Genomic DNA, 11,483 nt, shown 5'->3' on the forward strand with positions numbered 1-11,483 from the left:
TTTCGGGGAGAGGGTTCTGTTGCGTAGGAGTGGTACGTCGGCCGGTCCGGGCCTCGGTCGTCGAACACCGGCCGGCCTCCCGCACCGGTGTACCCGCCGGCGACGACCGCGGCACGTCCGAGGCGCTTCGACCGCGCGGCTCCTTCGGGGGAGTCACTGGCCCGCGAGGCCGGTGTGCGCGACACCCGCCACGATCTGGCGCTGGAAGAAGACGAAGACGACGATCAGCGGCAGGCCCGCCATGAGGCCGCCCGCCATGAGCTGGGCCCACTGGATGCCGTAGGAGTTCATCACGGTCGCGATGCCGTTGGGCATGGTCATCAGGTCGGGGTTGTTGGTCACCATGTACGGCCACAGGAAGTTGTTCCACGAGGCGATGAAGGTGAAGATGCCGACCGCCGCGAGGGAGGGCCGGGACAGGGGCAGGACGATGGTGAAGAAGACGCGCCAGCGGCCCGCGCCGTCGATGAAGGCGGCCTCCTCCAGCTCGCGCGGGATGCCCTGGAAGAACTTGTAGAGGATGTAGACCATCGCGGCGGGCGCGCACTGCGGGAGGATCATGCCCCAGTAGGTGTCGACCATGCCCATCTGCTGGACGGTGGTGAAGAGGGGGACACCGAGGACGGCGGGCGAGACCATCAGGCCGGCCATGACGAGGCCCATCAGCGGGCCCTTGCCGCGGAACTCGGTGCGGGCGAAACCGTATCCGGCGAGCGCGCTCACGAACAGCACGACGGTCGTCACGCACACCGAGACCACCAGCGAGTTCACGAACCAGTCGGTGATGTTGCCGGTCTCGAAGACGGCCGTCCAGGCCTGGCCCGTCCAGACCTCGGGCAGCCAGTGCGGCGGCACCTCGACGGCCTCGGTCTCCGACTTGAGCGAGGTGAACAGCGCCCAGACCAGCGGCGCGAGGAACACCGCGGAAACGGCGGTACCGAGCAGGGTGAGCACGATCTGGCTGGGCGTCCACGTCGTGCGGGGCTTGACGCGTACCGGTGCGGCGGTGGTCATCGGCCGCCCTCCTCACGGTTGCGCAGCAGCCACATCCGGGCGAGGGCGACGGCCGCGATGAGCACGAAGAAGATGATGGAGATCGCGGAGGCGTAGCCCACGCGGTAGCTGGTGAAGCCCTGTTCGAGGGTGAACTGCACGAACGTCCTGGTCGATTCCTCCGGGCCCGGCGTGAAGTCCGTCATCACGACGGCCTGGTCGAAGACCTGGAGCGAGGCGAGGATCTGTAGGGCCACGACGAGGCCGGTGATGTGGCGCAGCATCGGCAGCGTGATGTGGACCATGCGGTGCCAGGCGTTCGCGCCGTCCAGCTTGGCCGCCTCGTAGAGGTGCGCGGGGATGCCCTGGAGGGCGGCGAGGTAGAGCAGGAAGCTGAAGCCGACCGTCCACCACAGGGTGCAGACGACGACGGCGAGCATGGCGTACGCCTTGTCGGTCAGCCACGGCGTCTCGATGCCGAAGACGTGGTTGACCATGCCGGTGCCGGGGTTGAACAGCCACTGCCACAGGTTGGCGGCGACCGTGGACGGCAGCAGGAACGGGGCGAAGAAGCACAGCCGCCACAGCCACGTGGCGTGCTCGATGTGGTGGGCGAGCATCGCCAGGAGGAAGGCGAGGACCGTGATGCAGGGGACGACCAGCAGCGTGAAGTACGCGCTGTGGCCGAGCGAGTCCCACATCAGCGGGTCGTTCAGTGCCTCGCGGTAGTTGTCGAGCCCGATGAAGTGCGCCGCGTCGCCGGAGATGTTGGCGTCCGTGAAACTGAGGTAGAGGCCGCGCAGCAGCGGCCAGATCACGAACAGCGCGAACAGCGCGAGGAACGGGGCCACGAACCAGCCGCCGTGCTGGAAGCCCTGGCGGCGGCGGGTGGCGCTCCGTGCGGCGGTCCTGGCGCGTGCCGGTGCGATCACGGTCCGGGCGCTGGTCGCCGTCATGAGCCCGTGCCTCCCTGCGCGGCGGTCCTGCCGTCCATGGGGTTCTTCATGGCGAGCAGTTCGGTGAGCGTGCTCTTCATCCGGCGCGCGGCGGCGTCCGGTCTCGCCGAGCCCATCGACGCGGAGACCACGACGGGACCGACGCGCTGGGCGAGGATGCCGGTGGAGCCCGCGAACCACACCTTCGGCTCGGTGGCCTGGTGGTCCATCGCGGTGACGTACTCGCTCTGCGGGTCGAGCTTCCTGTACGCGGCCGAGGACAGCGTCGGGGTGTAGGCGGGGATGTGGCCGCCGGCCGCCCACTGCCGGGCGTGCCGGACGATGTAGGCGGCGAGCCGGTGCGCGGCCTCGTCGGTGGCGCCGCCGCGGTCGGCCTGGTGCGGCAGCACGAAGGAGTGCGACTCGGCGTGCGTGGCCTGCCTGCCGAAGACCGGCGGCAGCGGGGTCGCGCCGTAGTCCAGCTTCGCGCCGGTGAAGACCGGCACCGACCAGTTGCCCTCCCAGGTGAAGGGCGCGCCGTTGACGAACTGTTCGCCGTCGGCGGCGCCCGCGACGGAGTAGCCGTCGGTGACGTGCCGGCGCAGGAACTCCAGGACCTGGACGGCCTTGTCGGTGTCGAAGGTGACCTCGGTGTCGGTGTCGTCGAAGAAGGTGCCGCCGAGCTGGGTGTAGAAGGCGACGAAGAACCACCACATGAAGTTCTGGTCGTTGGCGTGCAGGCCGAGGGTCTGTAACCCCTGCTTGGTCGCCTTCCTGGCTTCCTTCAGTACGTCGAACCACTCGTCGGCCGACGTCACCGGGACCATCCGGCCGTCGTCGCCGAGCAGGCCCGCCTGCTTCAGCACGTCCTTGCGGTAGAAGCAGAGCTGGACGTGGATGTCGAGCGGGAGGGCGTAGAGCCGGCCGTCGATGACGGCGCGCTTCCACAGCTCGGGGTTGAAGTCGGCTTCCCGCACGCCGTACTCGGCGAGCAGGCCGACGTCCCAGGGGTCCAGGAGGCGGCCCGGTGAGAAACCGGGGACCCGGCCCAGGTGCATCACGCCGAGGTCCGGGGCGCGGTTGCCCGCCGCCGCCATGGCCAGCTTGGTGTAGAAGGGGCTGCCCCACTGGAGGGTGGAGTCCTTCACGTCGATGCCGGGGTTCTCCGCACGGAAGGCGTCCAGCATCGCGATCATGTTGTATCCGTCGCCGCCGCTGAACAGGTTCCAGTAGCGCACGCGGGTCTGTGCACCGGCGGCGAGCGCGTCGGCGCCCGTGCCGAGCGCGGCGAAGCCGAAACTGCCCGCGACGAACAGACCGGTGAGCCCGCCCAGAAGCTGCCTGCGGTTCAGGTCAGGTCGTCCCATGCCCTGCCCTCACTGTTCGAAATTTCGAAATACGCTCGTAACTTCGAACGGGACCGTAAAATCGAAGCGCTTGCGCGTCAATGGCTGGGACAGAAGTTCCGCCGGACTCCAGGAAATCAGTGATCGTTCCCGGTTGAACAACGGTCGCCGGACCACATGACGCGGACACTTCCGGGCGCGTAATCTCGGACGAGTCGCCGGACAGCGGTGAGAAGGGGGAGCGATGGACATCGCGGGCGCGCGAAGGACGGCGTCCCGGATCGCCGGGTCCCAGCTCGTTCGCCTGGCGCCGCGCAGTCCGCGGCGCGGGTCGGCGATGCGTGCCCTGACGGCCGACCTCGCCACCGCCGTGCGCGCCAGACCCCGGCGCCCGGCCGGCGTCCGCGAGTTGTGCGCGGCGCTGTGCGAGGAGATGAGCGTCCGCCGCGGCGGACGGCCCGTCGAGCTGCGCTTCGAGCGGTTCCCCGACAAGTTCGAGGTCACCGGTGTGTGGGTGGAGTTCCAGGAGTTCGACCTCGTCATCGTCGAGGAGCGGGCCGAAGCCGTGCAGCAACTGGTCATCCTCGGCCACGAGTTGTGGCACCTGCACGCCGGGCACACCCACCACCACCGGGCGGGTGCGGCGGCGGCGAACGCCCTGGCCGAGCGGCCCGGCTGGAAGGAGAGCGCGCTGACCGTGGCCGCCCGTGACGGCTCCCGCGAACAGGACGAGGCCGAGGCCGACGCATTCGGCCACCGCCTCGCCGCCGCCTTCCGGCCCCTGCTCTCGGGCGGGGGCGCCGACGCGCCCCTCGACCCGGTCCAGCGGTCGCTGGGCTACCGCGGACGCGGAGGCGCGGCGCGGTGACGCGGTTTCACCTGGCGGCTGACCTCGCGCCGTTACGACCGGCCCTGGACGCCGTGCCCCCACCACCGGCCCTGGACGCCGTGCCGCTGCCCCTGCGGCTGGCCATGGAACCCGGGCGCCCACGGCTGGCGACGGATCCCGCCGACGTCCTCAGCGCGTTCTCCATCCCGTTCTGGATTCCGGCCGCCGTCCTGACCGCCGCCCTGGCGATCAAGCTGCCCACCATCATCCGGCTGTGGCGGGACCCGCTGCTGCGCGCGGTCGGCGGGCTGCTGCTGCTCGCCTGCGCCGTGTTCGTGTTCGTGGCGCCGTCCACCATCGCCTGGACCAACCGCGTCACGGGCGTACCGAACATCTCCGTGCCCTGGTGCTACTCGCTCCTCACCGCGTTCTGCGCGTCCTGCCTGCTGCTGATCATCGCCTGGCGCAACGGCCTGACCGACCGGTCTGCCGCCACCCGCCGCGCGATGCGCTGGGTCGTCGCCGTCTACTCCGGCGTGATCGTGGCGCTGTGGGTGCTGTTCGCCCTGGCGGACGCGCCGGTCGAACGGCTGCGGGACGTCGACACCTACTACGCGACCACGCCGTTCATGCGCGAGGAGATCCTGCTCTACCTGCTCGCGCACACCGTGGCGGTCCTCATCACGTCCTGGCTGGTCTGGAACTGGGTCCGCACCGACGGACTGGACGCCTGGCTGCGCTGGGGCCTGAAGCTGCTGGGCGTCGGCTACGCGATGAACCTCGGATTCGACGCCGCCAAGCTCACCGCCGTCGTGGCCCGGTGGACCGGCCACGACCTGGACTGGCTGAGCACGCACCTGGCACCGGCGGTCGCCTGCCTGTCGGCCATCCTGATCGCGGTCGGCTTCATCCTCCCGCACGCCGGCCAGTACCTCCACGACCGCTGGCGGGTCCGGCTCGCCCACCGTGAACTGCGGCCCCTGTACGTGCTGATGCGGGGCGTCAACGGCGGCGGCGTCCCCGTCGTCCTGCGCGCCACCCCGGAGCTGCGCCTGATCCGCCGGGAGACCTTCATCCGCGACGTCCTGCTCCCGCTGGCCCGGCACATCGACGAGGGCCGGCGGCGACGGGCCCACGACACCGCGCTCGCCCTCGGCTTCGAGCCCGGCCGTGCGAAGGCGCTCGCCGCGGCCGTGACCATCCAGGACGCCGTCGAGGCCAAGCGGCGCGCACCGGACAGCGCCGGCACCGGCCACCCCGACACCACGGACCTGCTCCAGGAGATCGGGGCGGTCTCCCGGGCCCTGCGCCACCCCGACGACCTGGCGGCGGTACGCGCGGGAACGGCGGCCCCCGCGCCGAGCGCGCCGGTCCCCGAGGGGGCGCGCACGAGTGAGCGCACATGAGCGGGTGCGCACGAGTGAGCGCACATGAGCGGGTGCGCATGAGTGAGTGCACCTGAGTGAGTGCAGTGAGCGTGCCGGTGCGTGAGTGAGCCCGGCACGGAGCGTGCCGCTAGATCAGTCGTCGCAGCAGAGAGCGTGCCCGTCCATGAGTGAACGCCCCACCTCCGCCGTCGTCCTCGGCGGTTCCCACGCCGGCATGCTCGCCGCCCGCGCCCTGGCCACCGTCGCCGACCACGTCACCGTGGTCGAGCGTGACGCGCTGCCGGCCGGCCCGGTGCCGCGCAAGGGGCTGCCCCAGGCCCGCCACGTCCACCAGCTGTGGTCGGGCGGTGCGCACGCCCTGGAGGAGCTGCTGCCGGGCGTCACCGACCGGCTGCGGGAGGCGGGCGCGCACCGGCTGCCGGTCACCACGGACATGGTGGTGCTGTCCCCGAAGGGCTGGTACCGGCGCTGGGCGGAGTCCCACTTCATGCTGCTGAGCGGCCGGGACCTGCTGGACGCGACCGTGCGCGCGCAGGTGCTGGAGGACGACCGCGTCGAGCTGGTCGACCGCGCCGAGGTGCTGGGGCTCGACGGCACCGGCGCGGCGGTCACCGGGGTCCGGCTCCGGGCGCACGGCCACACCGAGACCACCCTGCGCGCCGACCTGGTCGTCGACGCCACCGGACGCGGCTCCCGCGCGGTGCGGTGGCTCACGGCGCTCGGACTGCCCGCGCCCCGGCGGCGGGACGTCGACTCGGGCCTGGCCTACGCGAGCCGGCTCTACCGCGCGCCCGAGGCGGCCCGGGACGGCTTCCCCGTCGTCAACGTCATGGCGGACCCGCGCTCCGGCGGGCCCGGGCGGGGCGGTGTCCTGATGCCCGTCGAGAACGGGCAGTGGCTCGTCACCCTCCTCGGCACCCGCGGCGGCGAACCGAGCCCCGACACCGGGGACTTCGACCGCTACGCCCGGCACGAGCTGCGCCATCCGATCGTCGCCGACCTGATCGACCGGGCGGAGCCGCTCACCGACGTGGCCTTCACCCGTACGACCGCCAACCGCCGCCACTTCTACGAGGGGATGCGGGTGTGGCCGGACAACTTCGCCGTCCTCGGTGACGCGCTCGCCGCGTTCAACCCGGTCTACGGGCACGGCATGTCGGTCGCGGCGCTGAGCGCGGTGGCCCTGCGGGACGTGGTACGGCGGCACGGCTGGGGTTCGCCGGGACTGTCCCGCCGTGTCCAGAAGGCCGTCGCCCGGCCGGTCGGGCCGGCCTGGGACCTCGCGATCGGACAGGACGTGTTCTACCCGGGAGCGACGGAGCACGGGCCCACGCGGCGGGACCGGCTCGCTGCGGCGTACGTCGACCGGCTGACCCACACCGCGACGGGGAACGGCCGGGTCGCCCGGACGGTGACCGACGTGATGTCGCTGGAGCGGGAGGCGCGGGTGCTGCTGGCGCCGGGGGTGCTGCTGGCGGCGGCGGCCGGTCCGCTCAAGCCGGCGTTGACGGCTCCCCCGCTGACAGCCCAGGAGCTGAAGGCCGCCGGCCTGCCCTGACCCCCCTGAGCCGACCCTCGCCGCCCCGGTGTCCCGACTGTCCCGGCGGCCCCAGTGGCTCGGTGTCCCGGTGCTCCGGCCGTCCCAGCGGCCCGGTGTCCCGGCCGCCCCGTACCCCGGCCGCTCTAGTGGCCCGGCAGCCCGGCCGACCACGGCACTCTGGCGGTCCCGGTGGCCTGCCGGTCCCGGCGGCCCGGTGGTCCCGGCGGCCCGGCCGTTCCGGTGGCCCCGGTGCTCCGGTGACCCGGTGGCCCCAGCGGCCCGGTGTCCCGCAGCCCCGGTGTGCCCCGGCGGCCCCGGTGGCCCGGCAGCCCGGCCGACCCCGGCACTCTGGCGGTCCCGGTGGCCTGCCGGTCCCGGCGGCCCGGCCGCCCCAGTGGCCTGGCTGTCCCGATGGCCCAACTTTCCCGGTGGCCCGGTGGCCCGGTGGTCCCGGCCAGCCCGGTGCCCCGGCCGCCCGCAGGCCGGCGTGCCTCAGCCTGCGAAGGCCGGTTGGGGCAGGCCCTTCCCGGCGTCGGGCACCACCAGCAGTGACCCCGCCGCCGGGTGCGGTGCCGTGAGGCCGACGCGTGCGGTCGTGATGTACAGGTCGGTCAGGTCCGTGCCGCCGAAGGCGCAGGCCGTGACCCGGGGGGAGGGCAGCTCGATCACCCGGTCCAGCTCGCCGCCGGGCGTGTAGCGGCGTACCGCGGCGCCGTCCCACAGGGCCACCCACACGCAGCCGTCGGCGTCGACCGTGAGGCCGTCGGGGAAGCCCGCGCCGTCCTCGATCTCCACCAGCGGGCGCCTGTCACGGACCCGCCCGTCCACGAAGTCGAACACGTCCACGCGGCGGGTCGGCGAGTCGACGTAGTACATCAGCCGGCCGTCGGGGCTCCAGCCCGTGCCGTTGCTGACCGCCACGTCGTCGAGGACGACCTCCACCGTGCCGTCGCCGGTGATCCGGGAGAGCGTGCCGCCGCCGGGGGCCTCGTCGTAGCGCATGGTGCCGGCCCACAGGGAGCCGTCGGCGGCGACGGCGGCGTCGTTGGCGCGGCGGCCGGGGACCGGCTCGTGGTGCAGCCAGCGGAAGGTGTCGTCGGGATCGACGAGGCCGACGCCGTCGCGCAGGTTCAGGACGAGACCGCCGCCCGCGCGCGGCTTGACCGCGCCGACGTGCTGCTCGGTCGTGCGGGAGGTACGACGGCCGGAGACCGGGTCGTAGGTGTGGATCCGGCAGCCGAGGATGTCGATCCAGATCAGGCGGCCCGTCGCCGGGTCCCAGGTCGGGCCCTCGCCGAGGGTCGCCTCGGCGCGTACCGCCACCTCGTAGGAGTGCGTCATGCCACGCTCCGGTGGCCGAGGCGCTCCGACAGCTGGGCGGCGCCCTTCACGGCGAGCTGCTCCAGCTCGATGCGGCGCTCGTCGCTCCAGCGGATCATCGGCACGGAGATGGACAGCGCGGCGACGACCCGGCCGGTGCGGTCCTGCACGGGCGCGGCCACGCAGGAGACGTCCGGGTTGGACTCGCGGCTCTCCACGGCGAGACCGCGCTGCCGGATCTCGGCCAGGGCCTCGCGCAGGGCGTCCGGGTCGGTGATGCTGTTGGGCGTCATGGCGACCAGGTCGGCGTCGTCCGGGACCCGGGCGGACAGCTCGTGATCGGGGAGGGAGGCCAGCAGCATCTTCCCCACGGAGGTGCAGTGGGCGGGCAGCCGTCGCCCGGCCGCCGACACCATGCGCACGGCGTGCGTGGAGTCCACCTTGGCGATGTAGATGACGTCGGTGCCCTCCAGGATGGCCACGTGCACGGTCTCGTCGCAGGTCTCGGCGACCGAGCGGGCGACCTGCTGGCCCTCGGCGGCGAGGTCGAGCTGCTCGGCGTACCGGCTCCCGAGCTGGTACGGGCGTACTCCGAGCCGGTAGCGTCCCGGCTGGCCGGGCACCTGCACGATGTACGACCGGGCGGCGAGCGTGGTGACCAGTTCGTGCACGGTGGTGCGCGGCAGTTGCAGCCGGCGCACGATGTCGGGAGCGGAGAGTGTCCCGTCCCCGTCGAGGAAGAGCTCAAGAATGTCGAGAGCCCGGGTCACCGCAGGTACAAGGCGTCCCATGACCGGCCCCCTCCCTTTGTGTCTCAGGTGTCTGCGTTCGAGATTTCAACAGACGATCGGCATGACGAACACAGGCTAGTCATAGAGCTTTGCCCGGGCAATGGCCGCGCACCGTCACTTCCGTCGCCCGCGTCCCGCCGGTACAACCTTTTCTCCGCTCCGGGGTCTTACCCGTGAAGAAATGGTGATGATCTTCCGATCGCCTTCGTGGGCTCCTTGGGGGAGCTGCCCGAGTATGGAGTGGTTGATGAAGCGGGACTTACCAGAGTTGCGCCGTGTCCGCCGGAGACGGGGCATGGCGACCGTCGCTCTCGTGGCGCTGGGCGCCGGGGGCGGCTGGGCCGCGGTGCCGGCCGCGGCGGCCGACACCGCGGTGACCGGTCAGGCGTGTGTGCCGACGGCGGGCTTCACGGGCTGCCGGCTGTACGACTTCACCGGCGACAAGGAGAGCTTCCCGGTCCCGTCCGGCGTGAACTCGCTGGATGTGCGGGCTTGGGGGCAGGGCGGCTCGGGCGGGCACAGCGCGAGCGGCGGCGCGGGCGGATACACCGCGGGCACGCTGAAGGTCACGCCCGGTGAGGCGCTGTCCGTCGCGGTCGGCGGGTACTCCTACGGAGACTCCTTCGGCGACGCGCTGGGCGGTGCCGGCGGCGGCGGCTGGGGCGAGCGTGGCGGCAACAGCACCGCCATCCGCACCGGCGGCGGCGAGGCGCTGGTCGTCGCCGGCGGCGGAGGCGGCTCCGGCAGCATCTGGCCGGGACCGGGTTACGGCGGTGCCGCGGGCGGCGAGAAGGGGCAGGACGGCTCCGAGCCGGCCTCCGGCGGCAAGGGCGCCGACAAGAACACCGGCGGCGCGGCGACCGGCAACGGCGCGGCGGGAGCCGACGCCGCCGCGGGCGGCCGCGGCGGTGACGGCGGCAAGGGCGGTTCCGGCGGTGGCGGCGGCGGTGCCGGTTACGCGGGCGGCGGCGGTGGCGCGGGCACGGACGACCCGAAGGGCAGTGGCAGCGGCAGCGGCGGAGGCGGCACCGGCTACGCCGACCCCGCCCGGGTGACCGACGCACGGCTGGAGAGCGGTGTGCGCAGCACGCCGCCCGCCAAGGACGACCCGTTCTGGTCGAAGATCCCCGAGCCGGAGACCGAGGGGATCGCCGAGGGCGGCCGCAACCTCATCGGCGGCAACGGCCGCGTGGTCATCCAGTGGAAGGGTCCGGTCGCGCCCGCGGAGCTGAGCCCGGCCACCGCCCCGGAGCAGTCCGTCGAGCCGGGGTACGAGGTCCCGCCGATGGCCGCGGTGGTCCGGGACAAGGACGGCAAGCCGGTCCGGGGCGTCTCGGTGAAGTTCGCCATCGACGACCCGCAGAAGCTGGGCCTGAACTTCGGCGAGCGCGAGAACACCACGTCCGTGGTGCTGGCGAGCGACGCCCAGGGCCGCGTGGAGACGCCGGTCATCTACACCGGCGGCAAGAAGGGCGACTTCACCGTCCGGGCGACGGCACCGGGCGGTCTCGCCACGACCTTCACCGTGCACGTGAAGAACCTGGCGAACCAGGTGGAGATCGCCGGCGGTGACGCGCAGCAGGCCGAGCCCGGCCGGCCCTTCCCCGAGCCGCTCCAGGTCCTGGTGACCGACGACGGCAGGCCCGCCGCCGGCGCGCAGGTGGACTACCGCGTCGAGGACGACACCTGGAACGGTCCCCGGTTCGAGGGCACCGCCGTGGGCGTCCGGGCGACGGCGGACGCCGAGGGCCTGGCCGCCTCGCGCGAGCTGGTCGCCGGCACGGAGCCCGGCACGTACACGATCACCGCGAAGGTCGGCGGCGGCGCGTCCACCACGTTCACCGTCGAGGTCGTCGAGAAGGCCGGGACCGACCCGTCCGAGTCGCCCAGCCCCACACCCACCCCCAGCCCGACCGGCTCCGCCGACGGCGGCACGGGCGGCACGGGCGGCACCGGGGACGGCGACGGTTCCGGCACCGGCGGCTCAGGCGACGACACCACGTCACAGCTCACCAGTGGCGGACTGGCCTCCACCGGCGCGAACGGCATCGGCCTGCTGCTGGGCGCGGCGGTGTCCCTCACCGCCCTGGGCGCCGTGGCGCTCCGCTTCTCACCGCGACGCGGGCACGGGCCCCAGAACCGCCGCTGACGGGTTGGCACCGGGGCTTGCCCGGCCCCGGCTGCTGCTCGACCGACGGGGAGCCCTCCCGTTGGGGGGGCTCCCTCGGTTCCGGAGGGCTCCCTCGGTTCCGGGCGTCCGCCCCCGGGAGGGCTTTCCTGCCCGGCGCTCCCCCGGCGGCCCTGACCCGGCGCCCGGGCCCCGCCCCGGGGCAGCCCCGAC

General features: G+C 73.1%; 9 protein-coding genes. 4 read left to right on the forward strand and 5 right to left on the reverse strand.

Annotated elements, in window-relative coordinates:
* Positions 1–153: 153 nt before the first annotated feature.
* The 3 genes from QQS16_RS15055 to QQS16_RS15065 are packed head-to-tail and all read right to left on the reverse strand — an operon-like array spanning position 154 to position 3,295.
* Positions 154–1,014, reverse strand: coding sequence for a carbohydrate ABC transporter permease (locus QQS16_RS15055; protein ID WP_286062183.1), 861 nt, complete (start codon positions 1,012–1,014; stop codon positions 154–156).
* Positions 1,011–1,949, reverse strand: a complete 939-nt coding sequence (locus QQS16_RS15060; protein WP_286062184.1) for a carbohydrate ABC transporter permease — start codon at positions 1,947–1,949, stop codon at positions 1,011–1,013. The genes QQS16_RS15055 and QQS16_RS15060 overlap by 4 nt, the downstream gene beginning before the upstream one ends.
* On the reverse strand, positions 1,946–3,295 hold the full coding sequence (locus tag QQS16_RS15065; protein ID WP_286062185.1) for an extracellular solute-binding protein: 1,350 nt from the start codon (positions 3,293–3,295) through the stop codon (positions 1,946–1,948). Before QQS16_RS15065 ends, QQS16_RS15060 begins: the two co-directional genes overlap by 4 nt.
* 223 nt (positions 3,296–3,518) lie before the next feature.
* Between QQS16_RS15065 and QQS16_RS15070 the strand changes: the two genes are divergently transcribed.
* From QQS16_RS15070 to QQS16_RS15080, 3 genes are all read left to right on the forward strand, one after another.
* Complete coding sequence (locus QQS16_RS15070; protein WP_286062186.1) at positions 3,519–4,142, forward strand: toxin-antitoxin system, toxin component family protein; 624 nt, start codon at positions 3,519–3,521, stop codon at positions 4,140–4,142.
* A 104-nt stretch (positions 4,143–4,246) separates the two neighbouring features.
* The gene (locus tag QQS16_RS15075; protein ID WP_286066330.1) at positions 4,247–5,509 is read left to right on the forward strand and encodes an MAB_1171c family putative transporter; all 1,263 of its coding nucleotides are present in this window, start codon (positions 4,247–4,249) and stop codon (positions 5,507–5,509) included.
* 145 nt (positions 5,510–5,654) lie between these two features.
* Positions 5,655–7,049, forward strand: coding sequence for an FAD-dependent oxidoreductase (locus tag QQS16_RS15080; RefSeq protein WP_286062187.1), 1,395 nt, complete (start codon positions 5,655–5,657; stop codon positions 7,047–7,049).
* A gap of 474 nt (positions 7,050–7,523) precedes the next feature.
* Here the strand turns inward: QQS16_RS15080 and QQS16_RS15085 are convergent, their stop codons facing one another.
* Positions 7,524–8,372 carry an SMP-30/gluconolactonase/LRE family protein gene (locus QQS16_RS15085; RefSeq protein WP_286062188.1) on the reverse strand — a complete coding sequence of 283 codons (849 nt, stop codon included), beginning with the start codon at positions 8,370–8,372 and terminating at the stop codon, positions 7,524–7,526.
* Positions 8,369–9,142, reverse strand: a complete 774-nt coding sequence (locus QQS16_RS15090) for an IclR family transcriptional regulator (protein WP_286062189.1) — start codon at positions 9,140–9,142, stop codon at positions 8,369–8,371. Before QQS16_RS15090 ends, QQS16_RS15085 begins: the two co-directional genes overlap by 4 nt.
* A 295-nt stretch (positions 9,143–9,437) precedes the next feature.
* Here QQS16_RS15090 and QQS16_RS15095 point away from each other — a divergent pair, with 295 nt between their 5' ends.
* The gene (locus QQS16_RS15095) at positions 9,438–11,291 is read left to right on the forward strand and encodes a glycine-rich protein (RefSeq protein WP_286062190.1); all 1,854 of its coding nucleotides are present in this window, start codon (positions 9,438–9,440) and stop codon (positions 11,289–11,291) included.
* Positions 11,292–11,483: the final 192 nt, after the last annotated feature.

Origin of the sequence: Streptomyces sp. ALI-76-A (assembly GCF_030287445.1) — a bacterium.
In the GTDB taxonomy this organism is placed as follows: Bacteria; Actinomycetota; Actinomycetes; order Streptomycetales; family Streptomycetaceae; genus Streptomyces.

Excerpts from the sequence above, each read along its gene's own strand:
- QQS16_RS15075 (WP_286066330.1), top strand. The coding sequence starts at position 4,247 with ATGGAACCCGGGCGCCCACGGCTGGCGACGGATCCCGCCGACGTCCTC.
- QQS16_RS15060 (WP_286062184.1), bottom strand. The coding sequence starts at position 1,949 with ATGACGGCGACCAGCGCCCGGACCGTGATCGCACCGGCACGCGCCAGG.
- QQS16_RS15070 (WP_286062186.1), top strand. The coding sequence starts at position 3,519 with ATGGACATCGCGGGCGCGCGAAGGACGGCGTCCCGGATCGCCGGGTCC.
- QQS16_RS15095 (WP_286062190.1), top strand. The coding sequence starts at position 9,438 with ATGGCGACCGTCGCTCTCGTGGCGCTGGGCGCCGGGGGCGGCTGGGCC.
- QQS16_RS15085 (WP_286062188.1), bottom strand. The coding sequence starts at position 8,372 with ATGACGCACTCCTACGAGGTGGCGGTACGCGCCGAGGCGACCCTCGGC.
- QQS16_RS15090 (WP_286062189.1), bottom strand. The coding sequence starts at position 9,142 with ATGGGACGCCTTGTACCTGCGGTGACCCGGGCTCTCGACATTCTTGAG.
- QQS16_RS15080 (WP_286062187.1), top strand. The coding sequence starts at position 5,655 with ATGAGTGAACGCCCCACCTCCGCCGTCGTCCTCGGCGGTTCCCACGCC.
- QQS16_RS15055 (WP_286062183.1), bottom strand. The coding sequence starts at position 1,014 with ATGACCACCGCCGCACCGGTACGCGTCAAGCCCCGCACGACGTGGACG.
- QQS16_RS15065 (WP_286062185.1), bottom strand. The coding sequence starts at position 3,295 with ATGGGACGACCTGACCTGAACCGCAGGCAGCTTCTGGGCGGGCTCACC.